This is a genomic window from Legionella moravica DSM 19234 (assembly GCF_000423305.1).
Classification (GTDB): domain Bacteria; phylum Pseudomonadota; class Gammaproteobacteria; order Legionellales; family Legionellaceae; genus Legionella; species Legionella moravica.
The window spans coordinates 97,927-117,311 of record NZ_AUHS01000018.1 but is presented as its reverse complement, the minus strand read 5'-3'; the positions used below and the strand labels follow the sequence as shown (position 1 = coordinate 117,311).

Here is a 19,385-nt window from a genome sequence, read left to right as displayed (position 1 = left end):
TTATTAAATTAAAGGGTAATAAACATGGAACAATAAGAACAGGCCTACCAATAGGGATACAACTGCGGCAATTTTCATTTTTACTGGATTATTCAGGAAAGATTGCCTCATTTTATTGGCCGTATCAGGGCAGAACATACGAATTAATCCACTGATTAAGACCAGCCAGCTAAAAATAGTAATCACTACAGGCCAACTCATGACCCATATGTTGTGGCTTGTCACCAGAAGCAATCCTAAAATTAATGTCATAATTGCTAAAACAAAAAACAATCCGCGTTGTCCCATAATTTCAGCTGCAACTGATTTTAGCTGTTCGTATTGAAATAAAGAATAAAGGCTAACAATGACAAGATACCACCCAATCACCGTTGCCAAAAACAGGGTAGTCATGATAAATCTCCTAATCATCTTCCTTACTTTAATTATAGTACTTTTAACGAGGTATTATTGAATAACTTCATGTTTCTTTTTTATTTTATTCAGTGCCAATAAAGATACAATCCAAATTTATCTGGTACTATAATGACCGTATTGTTATTTATGGAATGAGTATCATGAACAGATATTTTAGGACTGTTTTAATCGGGTTATTGATAAGCCCATTGAGCTCTTTGTATGCTGAAGAACAAGCAACAAAACGTATAGATCAATTCACCAATAGTCAAGTTAAGGTATGGCAAACCACTATATATCCTTCGTCTGCTAAAGTGCTTCCCATGCACAGACACGATCATGATCGCGTTTTGGTTGCATTGACTGATGGTGTATTAAAAATTACGAATAATAATGGCGCAGTGCATTATTTAAAGCTGAAAAAAGATAGTGCCTATTTCCTGACTAAAGACGTTCCAGGTGAATTGCATAATGATGAAAATATGAGTAAACATCCCATAAAAGTTATGGTTGTGGAATTAAATTAACCTGTTTTGTTTGTTATCAGCGTTCAAGGTTACTTCCTTCTCTTATCCCTCATCCTCTGACTATCTGTGCTATCATTAATTCAGTGGTGAACCATTATTCTGGTCAGTTATGTATTCGCACAGAGGGTTAGCCGTCACGACCCATTCAAATGAAGTGATGGAATGTATTAACTCCTTTCATCAACAAATAGTAGGATCAGGCCCTAATGCAGGATTAATCATTAATGCTGCAGAACTATATCCTGATACTGTCCTGATTCAACTCTATGCTGCAGTTTATTATTTATATGCTCAAGAGGATGGGGCAAATGGAGTTGCGAAAATGCATCTTCTGGCAGCTGAACAGTATTTATCCGGCGCGAATAGCCGAGAGCGTTTATTATACAATGCACTACTTAATTGGTCCAATTTAAAATACCATGAAGCGATCAATCTGTTAGAGCAGTTAATACAACTTTATCCTCGTGATACCTTGGCCATGAAATTGTTGGAGTGGCTTTTCTATTGTACTGGTCAGGCATATCAAGCCGAACATTTTTTGCGTGTTTGCACCAAGTGTGCTGCAGAGAATCAGGATGAATCTCATTTCCTTGCGATTCATTCATTTGCCTTGGAGCTGTGTGGTCATTATGCGCAAGCCAGGGAAATGGCTGAAGCCGCAATCCATATGGAATTAGTTACTCCTTGGGCGCACCATACTTTGGCGCATGTTGCATTATTAACTCATGATTTGGATGGAGGAATTCAACGCTTACATGGCTTGCAAAGTAGTTGGCAGACGATTCATCCTTTACTCAAGGGGCATAATACCTGGCATTTGGCTTTATTTTATCTGGCTAATCGCAATGAGAACGAGGTGCTCCAACTGTACCCCGGTATTTCCGGTGCTATGCCTGATACCGTTCTTGAACAAATAGACGCAATATCTTTATTATGGCGTATGGACATGGCGGGGATGCCTCAAATTCAGCAATTAGGCAAGATTGCAGAGCACTTGGGTACCCATCCTTCAGAACATTATATTGGGTTTAATAATGCTCATTTTATTTATTGTCTTGTCAGAACAGGGCAAAAAAAGAAAGCAATCGAATCGTTGAATAAAATGAAGCACTACGCGGATTCAACCACTGATTCATTGTGGGCCAAGGTCATTTTGCCACTAAGTCAGGGTATTTATGCGTTTGCTGAAGAAGATTACGGTAGAGCTTACTCCCTTTTGACTCCAGTCATGGACCAATACATGCAGGTAGGAGGCAGTGATGCTCAGGTAGAGTTGTTTGCTCAGACTTATTTGCAGACTTTGTTGCATACAAAACAAATACACAAAGCTCAGCATTATTTTTCTCATCATCTTTTTCATTATCAAAACACGCCTTTGGGAGATTACTGGTTAATGCCATGTAACACGATTGGGGGTTTTTGACCCTATATCTTGCTGCTTGAATGTATTTTTTAATGATTTTATTTATGGTGATATGGAAAAAATCAGATATGCTAACTCTGAGGCCTGTTGATATTTCATTCTTTTCAGTTCGACTTCCCGCAACCTGGCCTCGGGAAGTCGAAACCTGATTTGTCAACAGAGTCTATTTATTCTATTAATTAAGCTAAAATAACGATATGAATACGACAAAATTTGATGCACATGATTTTGAAGCGGTTGAATTTCACAATCAGCTTCATCCTCGCCTGAAGGTCGAGCCGGTCTATTTTAATTTGGGGTTTAGTCCTCAACCTCGAATATATGGCCGATCTATAGTACTGCGCAGCATCTTTAAAGTTCTTGACCATTTGCCTGCTGGATATGGCATTCTGGTGTGGGATGTTTATAGGACAAGGGCTACTCAAGCCTCTCTCTTTGAATGGATGCGTGGAGAAATCAAGAAAAAAATGCCGCATCTGAGCGATGAAGACAATTTTACTGAAACTCTTAAATTTGTCGCCCTTCCCTCTGCACCAAATGATGATTATTGTGCGCCCCATTTAAGCGGAGGAGCAATAGATCTGACTTTATTTGATAGACAAACCGACCTCCCTCTCGACATGGGAACCCCATTCGATGAGTGTTCTGATCGGGCCCACAGGGATTACTTTGACGCACTCAGAACGTTAACCCCTGAAGATAAACGAATCAGGGATAATCGAAAGCTCCTGAGGAGCGCAATGGAGCATGCGGGATTCACCTCTTATCAATATGAGTGGTGGCATTATGATATGGGCAATCTTTTCTGGAGTCTTAGTCTGAATCAACCTGCTGTCTTTGGGCCATTATTTGGGGATAAGGAATGGCCCGAATAACATTCAGAATCTGTTCTGTTTTATTTAATGGCTCTAGCTGCAATTTTTCGCCCTTTGATCAGAGTACCATTTTTCAAAGCGGTAAGTGCCTTTTCTGCCTGACTGTGGTGAATAGCAACGTAGGAGTTGAATAATGAAATATCAATTTTTCCTATTTTACTACCATCCAGTCCAGCATCTTTTGTGAGTGCACCTAAAATATCCCCCGCTCGAATTTTATCTTTTTTTCCAGATGCGATGCATAAAGTGATCATCTCTGGTGAAATGATGCGATCATTGCTGTTGGACAATTCATTGGTATTTCCCCAGGTTAATGGACGGTGCAGTTGATCTTCAATAGCACAAATACGTGGTGCATCTGCTGGGGTGGTAATACTTAAAGCCAATCCCTTATTTCCTGCTCTTCCAGTTCTCCCAATACGATGGATGTGGACATCGTGTTCAAAAGCAAGATCATAATTAATTACAGCTGGAAGTTCTTTTATATCAAGCCCGCGGGCAGCGACATCTGTTGCAACCAAAATGGAGCAGCTTTGGTTCGCAAAGCGCAGAACCGCCAGATCGCGATCGACTTGCTCCATATCACCATTTAAGGCTACAGCGCTAAAGCCTTCTTCAATCAGTTGCTCGGTTACATCTGCAGTTTGTTGTTTGGTGTTGCAGAAAATCAAGGCCGATCCGGGTTTGTAATGCAATAGCAGGGATTTTAGTAAGGGGAATTTATTCGCCGGTTTACTTACTTCATAAAATCGTTGCTCGATATCAAATTCAGCGTGAGGTGTTTCAATCAGTACTTCATGAGGATTTCGCATGAATTTTTTTGATATTAATTTGATTTCTTCAGGGTATGTTGCTGAGAACAGCAGAGTTTGTCGAGAGCCTGGGCAGGATGAAATGATGGTTTTAATGTCATCCAGAAATCCCATATCAAGCATTCTGTCTGCTTCGTCTAAAACCAGCGTTTTTATTTTTGATAGATTCAGTGATTCTTTATTTAAATGTTTTAGAATTCGCCCGGGTGTGCCAACAATAATATGAGCCCCATGGCGTAAAGAATCCAGTTGAGGTTTCATGGGGATACCACCTGATAGATTAATAATCTTTACATTGGGCATCATACAGGCAATTTTTCTTAAAGCCTGGCTGACTTGTTCTGCAAGTTCACGGGTAGGGCAAAGAATGAGGGCTTGCGCGCCAAAAAATTCTACTTTTAAATTATTGAGTAGCGCCAAACCAAAGGCGGCCGTTTTTCCACTTCCAGTCTTTGCCTGTGCAATGACGTCTATATTGTTGAGCATCATAGGCAGAGTGTGGCTCTGAATAGGGGTCATGATTTCATAATTCAGGGTCGCTATACTTTTGAGTAATTCCTGCCTTATAGGTAATTGAGAGAATGATTGTGGTAATTCATTATTGTGATTTATGGATTGAGTTGATTTCATTGCATCGCTTAAGCTTTAAAATTAGTGGGTAGATTAGCACGAATCAGTTCAAATTTAAATCAGTTGTAGTGATTTATAAACCTGAACATCTACTTAGCTAGTCTGTAGACAATTCAAGTTTCTACGTCCCGCGACTTGTTCGCGGGATCCAATTCACTCTTTATAGGCGCAATATATTCTTGTTTTGCGCATGATCTATCGATTCCGCGAACAAGTCGCGGAAAGTAGGCTTGAACATAATGAAATGTCAACAGCCCCTAGCTTAACGTATAGTTTTGTGAGTATTTCTTTTCACCAATAAGGGCATCGTTTACAACGACCAGGGATACTTGATAGGTACCATTGGGTAAGTCTTTACGTAGAATTGTTCCAGAAAAGCCCGCCATATTGAGATGCATGCCATCATGTTTAAATGCAAGATTAACACTCTGTCTCTGGAGTTTGGTCATACTAAAAAAATAGCTCTGTTTCCCATCGGTGAATTTTAAATATACTTCATTAAGACCTGCATCCTGATTGGGTAAATACGCCCAACCATAGGTAGTAATTCGGTCTGATGATATATTGAATTGTTCCAGTTCACCCTGAGCGTCTGCTGTATTTTCAGGTACACTGAGTTGAACTGGCTCGGAATATAATTGAAAATTCGGCATTGGGAAGATTAAATCGCGCTGTACTTTTTCATAGACAATAACATCTGGATGATACATTTCGATAAGAGTTGCTAAACTCCATATTTTGTTTCCTGGATGAATTCTTATTGTATTATAAAAATCGTTATGAAAATAAAATCCCAGTGCTTCAGAAAAACTGTCTCCGATTAACAGGCAGGTCTGTTTCGTGTCGAGTGCTTTATTAATTATCTGATAAGGAGCATTCAGGATATTGGGGCTGCCTGCCAGCGGCTCTATTTTGACTTCAGACCCGTTAAATTCTTTTCCTGTTAAATCGATTTTAAGCGAAGAGGTATCAGGAAGGGGATTATTGGATTTAATATGAGTCAGTTGGAGAAAATTGGTCAGATCGGAGGAGGTCGTTTGTTGAGGAATAAATTTAAAACTAATGGGATTAATCTTAATTCCCATTTGCTGCATTTGTTCTGATATGGCTTGATAGGCAACATAAGCGCCCAGATAATTCCAATGACTGTCTCCTTTTAGGTATAAATCACCGTATTGTTTGCCAAGGGTATTTTTTGCTGCTAATTCCTTTTGTTTTAAACTGACAAAATCGATTCCATTGGCCTTCATCCCTTCTTCTAAAAGCTCAAGTCGATTTTTGTTCCTTCCTTTTTGGATGTTATCAGGTAAATATTCTGGGTAAATCTCGTGCTTGTCGGGAGCAAGTGCGACCAGAAAAGGCACTGAGTATTGACTGGCTATTTTGCTCATGTGCTTTAAAATGGACAATTGGGTATAAATTTCTTCTTCAGTTGGCTGATTTTTTCCGGTGTATTGATCGATGGTTGCAGAAAAATCATTGCCTAAAAACAGCCAATCGTCTTTACCCAATAAAGCCTGGCCAGGCTTGATACTGGTACCCAGTTTATACACAATATTACTTGTAATCTTGCTTAGGGTCGTAATGAGTAAAGCGCGGTCGATAAACCAGTTTTCAATTCCTTTAAAATCAGTTCGTCCCAGTTTAGTTATATTAAAAGGGGGGAGGGGGTAGGGATCACGATTAAACAACACCCTGATTTCATCAGCCTGTTTTTCAAAAAATAGCCCAATACCGGGTATGGATATAATGAGAATAAAAGCAATAATTAAAAATCGGTCGGAATATCTGCTCAACACGTTCATGATCAAAACCTGAAATAAAGAAATGGGTTATATGAATTGGTACTTAAGAACAGGATTGAGATCAGTAATACCGATAAACCGAGGATACTGCTCAACTGTTTGTAGGCGATAATCTGTGTTCTATCTCGATGAGTTATCAGGTAATCCTTTATGGAGCGATTAGCACCCAGTGCCAGGATAGTACCCATACTCATTGCACATACGGTCAGTATGTTCACACAGTTGGATAGCCCGGATACATTTAAATCACCGGGAATGAGCATGGTTTTGATAAAACTCAATGCTGAATCGAGATGCTCCTCTCTAAAAAATACCCATCCAATCGTCACAACAAAGAGAACATAAACATGGCGAATGACATGGGGCAGCCTGGCCATAAACTTGCCAAATCCAGTGCGCTCCAGAATCAGGAATACACCGTGATATAAACCCCACAGTACAAAGGTATAATTGGCACCGTGCCATAAACCGCATAGAGTGAAGATGATGATTAAATTGAGTTTAGTTCGTATATCGGATTTGTAACTTCCCCCTAAAGGGATGTAGATGTAGTCTCTAAACCAGCTGGACAAAGAAATGTGCCATTTTCTCCAGAATTCCTGTATTGATAATGAACCGTAAGGGAAATTGAAATTTTCTTTGTATTTAAAGCCGAACATTAAACCAAGTCCGATGGCCATATCAGAGTAACCCGAGAAATCAAAATAGATTTGCAGTGCATAGGCTATGGCACCAAGCCAGGCTGTGGCAAAAGTCAAATCACCTGGAGGAAGATAAAAAACATAGTCAGCCAGTTTGGCTACTTCATTGGCAATTAATACTTTTTTGGCCAGGCCAAAACAAAATCGCAAAATACCGTTTCGCACACCAGCCCGGGTTATATAACGATAATAGAATGAGTGCTTGATATCGATATAGCGAACAATAGGGCCTGCTACCAATTGGGGAAAAAATGAAACATAACAGACGAAGGTGACGAAATTACGTTCAGCGTTTACTTTCTTCCAATACACATCAATGACATAACTCAAGGCATGGAAGGTATAAAAGCTGATCCCTAAAGGTAAGGCAATGCGTTTAAAGCCCGAGAGGTTCAAATTAAATGCATCACTCATCGTGTTGAGGAAAAAATTAAAATATTTGAAATAGATTAAAAGGGCTAAAGAGGCAGTAATGGAGGTGATGAGATACATTGTACGTTGTCGTGGGTTTTTGCTTTCCTCTATAAAAATACCGCAGAGATAATTGACAAAAATACACCCCAACATAATGAAAATATGATCTTTTTCACCCCAATAATAAAAAGAGAGGCTGAACACCATTAAAATAAAATTTTGCCACTTTATTCGTTTTAAACAAATTAAATAGGTTAAGTTAAGACTTGGGAGAAATAAAAAAAGAAATGCTAAAGAAGAAAAAACCATTCTATCTCCGTGAAGGTTATTCGTTAGATTAACCTAACTCATTTAATCGGTTAAAAAGCCCGGTTTGACTGGATTTTGCATTATAGGGAAGTGTAATTCAGAGTGCAAATTTAAGGACACATCCTCACAGCAATTCAATTTAAATAATATAAAAAAACACTATTTTTTCCTATCGACCATGGACAGAGTGGGGAAGAGGATCAGGGGCGGGGTATCCATGTATCGTGAAAGCGAATCTACTCCATTTAGTTAGTAGAGACAGGAGTTCCATCGCCTTCTTGCGATGTTCTTAATGAGCAGGAGGAACAGGATTATTCATATTCTCGTCAACTAATTTATCCATAGCTCCCAGAACTTTGTTTACGGTATTCATGCTGGAAGTACGTGCTTCGAATAGTCTCCAGCTACCATTTCTAAACAGTGCCGTTACAGCGAATACGACGTTGATAATATCGAGAACTATTTGTTTGTATCCACGATGCTCCTGCAAAACGGGTTTTGCCTTGTTCATGGCGTCCATGCAATTGTTTTTAAATACAAAGGCATTATCTTTGGGGTTCGTTAATAAGGTTTTAACTTCCCCACGTAAGGTCTGATAGAGTTCGAAGGCAATTCGAGCAGGCTGGTCGTATTTGGGGTTGCTCGTCGCTTTGATGGCATGCTCGAGGGATTTTAATTTTAACTCTTCCAGAATACAGAGGAATTTATTTTCAATGCTGTTTGATGCTAAATTTAATTTAATTGACTCTTTGTGTTCCTCACGTTTATTTTCTAACCATTCCATTTGTGTCGACTGAGAGATTAGCCCACCGTGGGTCAGGGCTAGAGCCAGACTGTCATAGTTGCTGGTATTATCAAGGGTACTCAGCAGTTGCTCTTTAGTTAACCAGTTCCATGCTTTAATGGTTCCGCTGTATTCAGAATTTTTAAATAAAAGATCGGCAACACTACTGTTCATTTGAGGATGGTCAAGTAAGGTGTCTATCTGTTCGGTGCTCAGATTTTTCTCGGTAAGCAGGATTAATTCATCTTGAGAGAATTTTTTGTCCAGAATGAGCAGTGCATCCAGTTCTTCATTATTAGCGCTCATAATCATGGGGATTAGATTTGTATGATCCAAAGCTTCTTTGCCCAACTGATTTAATAGTTTAAGTGCCACATGGGGAGGCATTTGGGAAAAATGATTTGCAATTATCTCGCTCACACGAACTGCCGCATTGTGGATTTTAGCTTGTTCAATCAATTTGTCGAAACATTGCTCCCATCGATCATCGTGATTTTTAAAGTCATATATTTTGGTTGTCAGTTCAATTAATAAATTCAGTGGAAGCTGTTTGTTCAGGATTAGTAATGCCGCCTCTGTATCAAATGATTGATGCCTTAAGATTAAGGCTAGAACTCTGTCATTTACTGAGGGGTGCTGAATAATTTCTAAAAGAACTCCCTGAGCAGTCAGGTGCTTGTGGTTCAGTACTGCTTGTATGATTTTTTCATCTTCGGCATACGGATGATTTAAAATAATTAATAGCTGTTTTGTAGTGAGTTGTTGGTTGTTAATTAAAAACAACATCCCTTCTATATTAAGAAATGGGTGATTGAGCATAGTATCTATCAGGTGTTCTGTGATAGACGGATAACGTGCTGCAAGCGATACCGTATTTTCATCTTGTGCACGGATTAATATGGAGTTGAGCTGGAACTCATTGAGTGAGGGTACTTCCAGCATTTTACAAAGCACTTCCTCATCCAGGCCTTCCAGTTTGAGTATTCGGTTGATAACTGATTCTGTGCCGCACGCATTAATGATTGCCATTAATAGCATCTTATGGATGTCTTTTTGGGTTTCAAGAATCTCCAGGATAAGCGATTCATCATATTTTTTGTGGTGCAGGATGTGAGCTATCAGTGGGGTTTTATTCATACATGAATGAAGTAATGGACGTACTAAATCCACACTCGTCGCATTGGCGATAAACTGCTCCAAATATCGATTAAACAGCTTTTTGCCTTTAAAGGCAGGAGCTGTGTCTAGTATATTAATAAGATCTATGCTGTATTTGGAAATGTCGGTGAGCCTTCTACCTAGCGGTTGTTCTAAAGGTTTAAGTGGTTCACAATGCCGTAATTGGTAAAACTGTTCTATGGTCATTCCCAGACAGTGTTCAATAGGTTCTTTTTCCTCGGCAGTCATTGAATTAATGATGACTAATAAAGGAATCGACTCTTTATTTGCCTCAAAATGCTTCAACGTATTCTTTAATGCCATAAGATGGTTTAAATGCTTGTCCACATAGATGAAACTGTTCATGGGGAGATTGAACTGAATTTGCAGGTCTTCAAGTTTGATAGACTTTTTATTCCAGTTTTGATTGATGTACACAAAAGCTTCGGCTAATTTGCGGTACTCATTTTCTTGTGAGGGGATGACATTAGGCAGTAAATCAACCCATTTGAATTCAGTCAAGTCTTCGTAAGGATGGTTGGCAATGTAAGCATATCCCTCTGATTTAGCTTGAGTCAGCGTTTCTTTAAGTTGATGAAGACTTGCTTGGCATCCAGGGCGATAGGGTAGTAAGCTGTGCTCAAAAAAATTGATTTTTTCTTCAGGTTGGCTTTGCAACCATAATAAAGGGCTTTCCTGATTTAACAGACTGGTAAATTCTCCATTAAAAAAGCGGATTTGTTCGCGTAATTGCTGATACTCTTCGGTATGAATTACTTCTTCTGGTCGTGTACCAGCAACGACCGTGTCCATCGTGGTCGAAATCCAGCTTTTAGAGTTATTTGCCAACACTTTTTCTTTCAGATCCCGGGCTTCCTGCGGGGTGATGATCATTGCAGTGAGTTGGCCATCATTGTTCTGGTGGTACCAGATTAAAAACACTGGTTTAATATACGCGTTAACACATTCAGTTTGTCCTTGATAGGTATAGGTGTAGTTAGCACTGGCCATGAGATTTTCTGAAAAGAAAGCGGGATGCTGATCACCTTGCGCACACAGCGTATTTAAGGTTAAAGCCCATTTGCTCTGGAACGGTTTATTTTGAAAAAAATCATCGGCATCGATTATATCGAACCATGGTATTATTGGTTGTTCACTTAATTTGCCGCTGTAAAATTCATTCAGGGTCAACACTTCAATTTGCACTTCTTTTTCAACTTCTGTCTGCACCTCAACTTCCGTATTAAAAGAATTATCAAGGGCGTCATATTCAGGTAAACAGAATGGGAGTGCTTTATTGATAATGGATTCCAGCTCTTGGGACATTTGCCCAATGTCTTCTGCAAAAGGAGGAGTCTCTGCTAATTTTAATCGGGATTCCCAAAGATTCTTTATTTGTTTTTTGTAGTGTTTGAGGATATCTCCAATGGCTTGTTTTTTATTGATACCCCCATAAAGGGCAAAAAGGTCCAGAGCCTGAGACTCTTCAAAAAGCGGTCTGAAGTGTTGCATTAAAGCGGCTTTTTTATCGGCCTGTTCTGATGGGATGTCTTGAATCAGGGTAAGGAATTTTCTTCTGATATGATTCCTCATTTGTCCTTGAGCTGCGGCAGGGGCATCCATGAAAACAGCCATTTTATCATTGTGTTTGAATTTTTCATCCAGTTGTTCCAATGAAAGTTCTTTCATCCGAGTGGGTGTAATCAGTTCATTAGTTTGATCTTGATCCAGTTCTCTTTCGCGCATGACACCTTGCAATAATTCCTGTTTGGATGTTTTATCATCAACTAAAACCAACGCATGTGCCTGAGCGAATTGTTTTATATCAATACCTGTAGTGTGAATTTGATCGTATAAGGTGAAGCGCTCTTCAGGGGTAGAGTCGAGCAGACGATTGATTTCATCCGCATTTGTAGTGCCCAGAATGATGGGTTTATCAGGTGTATTAACGTTTAGAGCACATAAAACCTGGTCTTCATTAAAATACAGAACGTGTTTAAGAGGGGTACTAAAATGATCGGAATTCGAGCTAATATAACGCACCAGCTCTTTAGCAACTCCCAAATTACTGACACCAGTGAATGTTCCTTTAATATCAATGATGCAGCGTGTTCGGTCGCGGGAGCTTGAACGAGAGAGGATGTCGGTTATAAATTGGGCCGCATTTTCAAAATCACAGCTTGAAATAGAGGTTTTATTCCGAAGCACTTCAAAAATATACCCATCAGATCCTAGAGATGAACTTTTATCATAATGAAGTCGTTGATGATAAACTGCCTCATTCAAGGAGGGAGTGCCTGATACCCCCTGTACGCTTCGGTATTGGTCGGTATGATTGAAGTTATCGCTGGAGAGAATGGTACTGTCTTGTTTGATTTGCTTTAATGAATATTCACGTAAAAAATCAAAAATGAGTGCAGTATTCGATTGAAGCCGACGATGAAGCTCAGTCATTTGATCTTCGTTTTTAATATCAAGCTGACTTAATTTGATGCCTAATCCACTGGTCAACAAGGTAAAGCCTTGTGCTGTAGGGGTATCATCGATTGAGCGGACCGTGTCAGAGTCAGCAGTTGTCTGGAATTGTAATAGCTCTTGTCGGGCCAGGGATTCCCATTCTGTAATTCGTTCAATCAGTTGTTCTTTGCTGATTCCTTTGAGGAGCATCATTTGGATGGTTTTGTTGATCGCTTCCAATTCTTCCTTGTAACGATTTCTTTCGTTAGGCGTGTCAACTCCTGCATAGGGTATTGCCAGAGTTTTCTCCAAAGCAGTTAAATCTTTACGATGTGACTCACCGTAGTGTTTGCCCAGTTTTTGGGTCAGTGTTTGTTGAAGACGTACATTGATTTCCTGTTTAAAAAATGCCAATGACGCTTGAACCTCGTTGCTTGCGGCACTAACTGCCAGAGGGATTGAGAGGGAGTTATGGGTGAGATAGTTAATCAGTTCAGCCTGAACATGTGCTCCGTATTTGAGTTTTGCCTCAGTGACGAACCCGATTAATGGGCTGGTTGGATCAGTTATGAGTTTGACGGCTAATTCAGTTTTAAAAGGAGTCCAATCATGAGCGTCGTCGTAGGATGGGGCTTCCTGGATGATTTTCTGATCAATAAAACTGAACAGGGAGATTGCATTTTTGATGAGCGATGTGCTGATGGGTTTCGAGTCACCCAGGGTATAGTTGAGCTTTTTCTTATTGGACAAGCCTTGATGGACCTCATCAATAAGACAATCCGCGTGATTCCGGAATAGGTTGGTGATTTTATCACACCAATAGACTTGTTTTTCCCATGTCGCATCGTGCTCGACGTTTGAAAGCAACAGCTCAATGTACTTTAATTCCAGTGATTGGATGGATTCCCCTGTGGTTACCAGGTAGCCTCGAGTCGTCATGACCTCAATCATTAATTGATATATTCGCTCGAACCGTTCAGGAGAACAGTCGCTGTCTCGATTGAATTCAAAGCGGTATGCTCTTTTGCCAAAAAGACGTTGTGAGGTGCGGTTTAAATCGACGTGATTGGTTGCTAACAGTGCTTGGGGAACCTCAATCACCACCAGATTATCGCCTTGTGCTTTTTTTTCAGCCAGAATAGGGAGAATTACCTTGGATTTACCACCGCCCATAATGATTTTTTCAATGGTTTCATTAAAGCGTCCTCCATCTTTTGGTTCTTTGAGCAGGGATTCGAGAGCGCTTACCTGCCGTTTACGCAATACGATATGATCCTCATGTTGCAGTATCACTATGGATGGGTCATCAAGTCCTGGTATTTCAGTGCGAGCGAGCAGATCAAGAGCTTGAGCGGCACTATTCGCATTACCCGTAGCTAATGAGTGCATCAGATCGGTCTTTATTTTTTTCAGGGAGTGATGTTTTATGCCTTCCATCAAGGATTGATGGATTAAGTCGTGCAAGCGTTGTGCATTTGCGAGACTTAGACCGGTTTTTTCTATGCTGTAAGCAAAATCTGCGCGCGAGTACAGGGACAGCAAATCGGATTGGGTTAGAGCGGCTCTAGCTCTGGATTTTTTTTCAATAGCCCATATCCTGTGTTTTTGAGGATCATCAGGACCTTGATTGGCAAGCTCCAGTGCTTCCGACCAGGAGTGCTCTATCTGCTGAACCAGCAAGGGTTCCGCAGCTTCGGTGGCAGCGAGAAGATTTTGGGATAACACAGGAGAGTCGATTAATTCCCTGGCGGCCATTCTCTTTTGATGCTCAAGGGTAAAAAGAATTTGCCCCGCCTGTTCTTCAATGGAGAAATTGTGATCCAAATCAGTGTTCAAACGGTTACTTAGTAAAGAAATGGCTTCATTTGCCCTTTCTTCCAGTTCTTTGTACTGTGTGAGCACTCGGTTTAGCGCTTCTTTTGATTCTTGAGATTGTTGGTCCAGTAAGGGGGTAATTCCCATTTGGTCGATTAATGGCGGTAATGCCGTTCTGGTTACTTTTAAAGGTGCATGATTCGGACGCTCATGATGTACTAACAAATCTTCAGGTTTTGCTAAAATGTCCTGGTATATGTCTTTGGCTTGATATACAGATAAAGGGGGAACCTGTAACTCACTTAAGTGGGTGACTAATTGATTAAATGTATAGGTTCTGTATCTGAATGTATTCTGGCTTGGAGTGGTTAATAATCGATACAATAGATTACATAACAAGGGAATATTGGATTCCTGATGTTCTAGTTTGATATGGCGTGCAGCAATTAATGTCTTTGAGCAGAAGTCCAATAGTTCTTGACGTTCTTTTGAATTTAAGGAACAGGCTATTTGTAAATAGGCTGGAAAATACTTAACGAACTGATCATCACTTATTACAGAAGACAGGGAGCTCAATGCTTCTTGTTTCAGTAGAGAACTGGCATCATTACCAGGTAATCGATACTGCCACAATTCCATTTGAGATAATGTATCGCTTTGTAACAGGTTATTTTTAATGCTGCTGGATGCAGGAAGGCTTAAATCCAGGGGGATTAATTCCAGGATGGTTGATTGGGCAACAACAGGTTTAAGGCGTGCCAGATTTTCATTAATAAAGTTTAATCGCTCTTCTTCAGCAGGTGATAATGAGTGATCGGCAGTTTGTCGCGCCAGTATCCCATCCCGCTCTTTAACCAGTTCTTCAAGACTTAACGTCATCCATTCATAACCTAAAGCTCCTTTAGGTGCATAGTCTTTAGGTTGTGATTGATGATAATAAGATAATAATTTTTTGCGTTCCAGTGGAGAGAGAATATATGTGTGCTCTAAATGGCGACGCATGGTTTGTAAACGAGAAAATGAGCGATATATTTGTTCCGGAAGCCCATTTTGAAAAGCATTTAATTCTTCTACTCTCAATGATTCATACACTGCATTTGCAGAGCCCTCTGGAGTTTTAACCTCGTTTATTTTGATTGGACCATTTTGGATGAGGTAATCACTTAACAAACTCATTGCTTTAAGTCGGCAGGCGACATAGGGAGGAGTATTTCTTTTGGGTTTATCTTTTTGGTGCGCACTGTGAAGGCCAGGTAGTGTGTGCGGCATTTCATCGCATATCCAGCGGATGAATTGTAACTCCTCTGCACTTCCTGTAAGTCCACCTAAACGGGTATTGCATTGTTCCAGAATGTTCCAGGCTTTTTCAGTTTGATTGGTTGCCATATAAGTATAGGCAAGATATAAGGCGTCAGCGACAGTATCTGCTATGGGCTCACCATTCTGAAGCCGAAAACTGATGTAGCGTTCACTGTTCTGGTAGTGCCACATTGGTATTTGCAAGGGTCGATTATTGCTCCAATGAGTTTCTAGCTTCGCCGCTGCTATTTTTCCATCAATGTCGTGTTGTACCGGATAGAAATCGCTTTTTTGCGCTCCTGCTTCTATCGCATAAAATCGCGCTACTGGAACCAGATAACGTTGTTGATCTTTTGATGCCAGGACAAGGCCGGCTACTGAGGGATGAATTGGCGAAGGAGAGTCTGTAACCAGCTCTCCAGTTTCTTGATGGATAAGTGTTGAATTTCTAAGCTGAAAGCGCAGGTTATACCTTGGGAGTGTTACATAAGAATCGGATGATTTGCTGGTATGGGATAATATATATTGACGACTTTCAAATTGTTTCAGTATGGGCGTATTAATGTTTGATAACTGGGCACTCGTTTTGTTTCCCTGGGCATCAAGAGCCAGGATTTTGCCATCGTTCACTGAATAGAGTGGAATGTTATTGCACACCAATATCCCATTGTTGGGATTGTTCACATCGCGCCAATAATTCATGGTCCCATCAGTCAAAATTTTGGGTAGGCCTGAAAGTACGATTTGTATCTGTTTATTGGCATGGAAGGCCTTATGATATGTCGATAATGCTTGCAATTCATAATCGCCTTCAATTTGTTGAATAGTCCATTTTTTTCGAACAGTTAATTGGTTTTTTTGATGATACAGATAAGCTTCCTGTCCCTTTTCTGATAAAATCATATAGCTTTGATCGGAGTTCATCAGGCATTCTTTAACGTCAGCTAGTCCCAATTCTTTGACTAATGGGTGATTTTGTATGACCAGCGGTACACCGCTTCGCGCAAGTCCGCGCTCAAATAATTTTCCTTGAATCGCATTGAAGTCATACGATTTGTGAGTTACTTGATTTTCTATATGAAAAACAGGAAATCGGCCGGTGATAATGAGATTCTGTTCTGAGATGTTCTCGATTTCTTGTACAGTAGTTTTTATTGTGTGCTCTAACAGGTTGTCGTATTGTTTCCGGATGATCGCTTTAAATTGGGCAACGGCACAATCTACGCTGAGCCGATGAGCCTTATCCTCAAGAATCAGGGGATTAGTATGACTATTCAAGTAATTATAGGCTTTATATGCCAGGGTAAACAGCTCATCTGATTGCTCGCCCAGTTCCATACGCGTTACAAGACTCAAAAAAAGATATTGTTGTACTGCATAGATGATCTCGGGTTCATTATCCAGAGATAATTGTTTTTCCAGATCATGCTGAATCGCCTGAAGTCTTTCTATACCAACTGGATTATTATCCAGGGCCATATAACGGCTGACCAGAAAATTGAGGCGTAAAAATTGAAGGGAATTGCGAGTATGTTGTCCATTGTGAGTAAAATATCGCATTCCTGTTTTTAAGTAGGTATCAAATTGGGAGATAAATTGAGAGTCTTCCCTCTTATCAAGCAGCAGTCCTGGTTGGAACAAATTCGCTTCAACATAGCGTTGGTTAGACTCGTCAAACAGGAGTTCAATATGTCGGGTAAAATAGTCAAGAGTCAGTGCAATTTGCCATTTCGGATCACTTCTCAGATGGAAATAATCTCTGGCCTGAATGTCAGCTTGAGTGATATGCCTGGGGCCTTGAGAATCATCTACAGGTTTTGCCGGGTTTAATTGAATAGAGTTGGAACTTTTGCTTTGTATTTTTTTTGAGTAGGACGTATCTTCTGAAATATCTGCTTCAAGTGCATCTTTAGCCGCTGAATCTTTTAAATTGTATTTGGACTGAGTTAATGACGTTAATAACTTTTCACCGGATATATAACCTGGAAATAAAGGTGATAAGACTGCAAATTGGGTATTATTCATACCCGGTCTAAACCAGACATGATCAGCATATTCTTGCTTAAAGAATGGATTGATTGCTTTTCTGAGGATGGACTCATGCTCCATGTGATTTACAACTTTCGTGATAAGGGGATTAAATTTTGCATCCAGACGTTTGCTGTTATTATGATGTAGTGCGATCATGTAAAATGATTTTAGTCCATTACGCCGGATTTCCTCATGCAGTTGAGTATTATCTTGACCAAATTCTTTATCATATAAATCAGCTAATTCACGGTCTAATTCAGGTTCGGACCAGATTAAAAATTTAACAAATAAATTATAGTCATTAATATTTTTATCGAATGCATGTTGGTAGTGCCTTTGCATTTGTTTCAATCTTTTGTCAAGGACAGGATTATTCGTGGCATAAAATGGGTTTCGATCCTGATTTCCGATGAGGGAATTCATCAGTGTTTGGGAGAAAGGCTGAAAAGAGGGCATATTGCTGTTTGAGGGAACCACTCCATAGGCATCTGTTTGTAAACTGATGATGCTTAGTAGCATCAAATTGATGGCCGGATCCTGTTCCTTATTTATCCAGTTGGATTTTAGTTCGAGAATTAAGGTTTGAATTTGCTCCAACTGAGCTTTAAATTGCTTAAAATCATTCAGGCTGATGAGTTCACGATAAAAACTGGGATCATTGGGGAACTGAGGAAAAAGGGGCATTTCCAAAATCAGGTGTTCAAGATAATTATATTGAGTCGCGGGATCCTTAATAAGATTGATGTTTTGTATGGCCTTTTTGAGGTTATCAAGCAGATTGGTACCATCCTTTAATGCAATCATAGCAGGAATGGGAGCATCTCGTGCCTGCTGCTCGAGTTGGATTGGGGGAGCGATAGTGGGTTGTAATGATACAGTTAATGAGAACATCTGCTCCTGTAGGGCTGGTAATACTGCTGGGGCGTCAAATGGTGTTGTGCTTAATTGGTGTTCCAGAGCAATGATTTTGTCGTGCTCTTCTTTAATTTCAATCTCGTTGAATAAATCGGGGCTGCTTAATATTTTTAAATTATTATCAATAGCCAATCGTATTTGATCCAGTACCGCTGGTGTATAAGGCTGCTGTTTTTGAATGCAGGCATTGACGTAATCAAACAGTGCATACTGTTTGAAATGGAACATGAATCGTTGATATTCCTTTAGCGATGGAGTGTTAATCTTCAGCATTTGATGAGGGGCGCGTTGAGAGCACGTTCCTGATAGCTGACCACCTGTATAGGCATGCTCTGAGAGCTCAGCGCTTGCATCGATTTCTTCACCGTAAATGTAGCTGATGCTGGGTAAAATTTCTTCATAAAGTACTTTTGCATTCAAAGGTTTTTTTTGGGCGCTCATTGCCTGCGGTAATCTGGCTTTTAGTAGTTTTGCTATAAAATGAGCGAGCTCTTCTTTTTCTTTGGGGGACTGTGGGCTGGGGACTCGCCAGGATTTTCTTGGGTTAAATAATTCCTTTTCGGTAGCCGATTTTTTTGCATGGTATTCTATACCCGCTCCAGCGTTTATTGCACTGAACGTGAAACCGTCGGGTAGCGGAGTAAATTCGTAGACCATGGAGTGACCGCCATCATTGTCATACCAACCCCCAGGAAGCAGAATTTTACCATCACCTGGCATGTTCATAATGTCTTCAGCGATTGAAGTGGCCAGTTGCTTTATTTCTTCGTCGAATAGAGGAGCCTGAGTCATATTGGTTGTCTTTTGTTCAATACTGCTGATGTATTTCATTTGTTCGACTAAAATATGGTACTCGGCCGGAACAGGTTGATTCGTTTGGATAAGATGATCCAGGTATTGACTTAAATACTCTACCGTTCTGGAAAAGTGATGTCCTTGAAGTTGATAGGTTCCGGTCAGAGAGGAGTCGTTTTCAATGTGGGCAAATAGAGAGGCATCAATAATCATTTTTGTCCAAATAATATCACCATGAT

Annotated in this window: 8 protein-coding genes; 3 read left to right on the top strand and 5 right to left on the bottom strand. The window is 40.1% G+C overall.

Annotation, left to right across the window (positions count from 1 at the left end; genetic code table 11):
- Positions 1–3 precede the first annotated feature (3 nt).
- The gene (locus G543_RS0105125) at positions 4–393 is read right to left on the bottom strand and encodes a hypothetical protein (protein WP_028383580.1); all 390 of its coding nucleotides are present in this window, start codon (positions 391–393) and stop codon (positions 4–6) included.
- A gap of 164 nt (positions 394–557) precedes the next feature.
- Between G543_RS0105125 and G543_RS0105120 the strand changes: the two genes are divergently transcribed.
- From G543_RS0105120 to G543_RS17130, 3 genes are all read left to right on the top strand, one after another.
- Complete coding sequence (locus G543_RS0105120; protein ID WP_028383579.1) at positions 558–923, top strand: cupin domain-containing protein; 366 nt, start codon at positions 558–560, stop codon at positions 921–923.
- Positions 924–1,032: 109 nt separating this feature from the next.
- Positions 1,033–2,346, top strand: a complete 1,314-nt coding sequence (locus tag G543_RS0105115; protein WP_028383578.1) for a tetratricopeptide repeat protein — start codon at positions 1,033–1,035, stop codon at positions 2,344–2,346.
- Between the two features lie 197 nt (positions 2,347–2,543).
- The gene (locus G543_RS17130) at positions 2,544–3,221 is read left to right on the top strand and encodes a M15 family metallopeptidase (RefSeq protein ID WP_051190587.1); all 678 of its coding nucleotides are present in this window, start codon (positions 2,544–2,546) and stop codon (positions 3,219–3,221) included.
- Positions 3,222–3,241: 20 nt separating this feature from the next.
- On the opposite strand, the gene dbpA is transcribed toward G543_RS17130, so the two are convergent.
- From dbpA to G543_RS0105090, 4 genes are all read right to left on the bottom strand, one after another.
- Positions 3,242–4,663 (bottom strand): ATP-dependent RNA helicase DbpA, encoded by a 1,422-nt coding sequence (gene dbpA, locus G543_RS0105105; protein ID WP_035921448.1) that lies wholly within the window; start codon positions 4,661–4,663, stop codon positions 3,242–3,244.
- 257 nt (positions 4,664–4,920) lie between these two features.
- Positions 4,921–6,468 (bottom strand): alginate O-acetyltransferase AlgX-related protein, encoded by a 1,548-nt coding sequence (locus G543_RS0105100; protein ID WP_028383576.1) that lies wholly within the window; start codon positions 6,466–6,468, stop codon positions 4,921–4,923.
- 2 nt (positions 6,469–6,470) lie between these two features.
- On the bottom strand, positions 6,471–7,892 hold the full coding sequence (locus G543_RS0105095; RefSeq protein ID WP_028383575.1) for an MBOAT family O-acyltransferase: 1,422 nt from the start codon (positions 7,890–7,892) through the stop codon (positions 6,471–6,473).
- Positions 7,893–8,181: 289 nt separating this feature from the next.
- A complete protein-coding gene (locus G543_RS0105090; RefSeq protein ID WP_028383574.1) occupies positions 8,182–19,359 on the bottom strand; it encodes a DUF3638 domain-containing protein in 11,178 nt (3,725 codons plus the stop codon).
- Positions 19,360–19,385 lie beyond the last annotated feature (26 nt).

Bases quoted from the DNA above. Each gene is read 5' to 3' on its own strand.
- G543_RS0105090 (WP_028383574.1), bottom strand. From the start codon at position 19,359: ATGATTATTGATGCCTCTCTATTTGCCCACATTGAAAACGACTCCTCT.
- G543_RS17130 (WP_051190587.1), top strand. From the start codon at position 2,544: ATGAATACGACAAAATTTGATGCACATGATTTTGAAGCGGTTGAATTT.
- G543_RS0105100 (WP_028383576.1), bottom strand. From the start codon at position 6,468: ATGAACGTGTTGAGCAGATATTCCGACCGATTTTTAATTATTGCTTTT.
- dbpA (WP_035921448.1), bottom strand. From the start codon at position 4,663: ATGAAATCAACTCAATCCATAAATCACAATAATGAATTACCACAATCA.
- G543_RS0105095 (WP_028383575.1), bottom strand. From the start codon at position 7,892: ATGGTTTTTTCTTCTTTAGCATTTCTTTTTTTATTTCTCCCAAGTCTT.
- G543_RS0105120 (WP_028383579.1), top strand. From the start codon at position 558: ATGAACAGATATTTTAGGACTGTTTTAATCGGGTTATTGATAAGCCCA.
- G543_RS0105125 (WP_028383580.1), bottom strand. From the start codon at position 393: ATGACTACCCTGTTTTTGGCAACGGTGATTGGGTGGTATCTTGTCATT.
- G543_RS0105115 (WP_028383578.1), top strand. From the start codon at position 1,033: ATGTATTCGCACAGAGGGTTAGCCGTCACGACCCATTCAAATGAAGTG.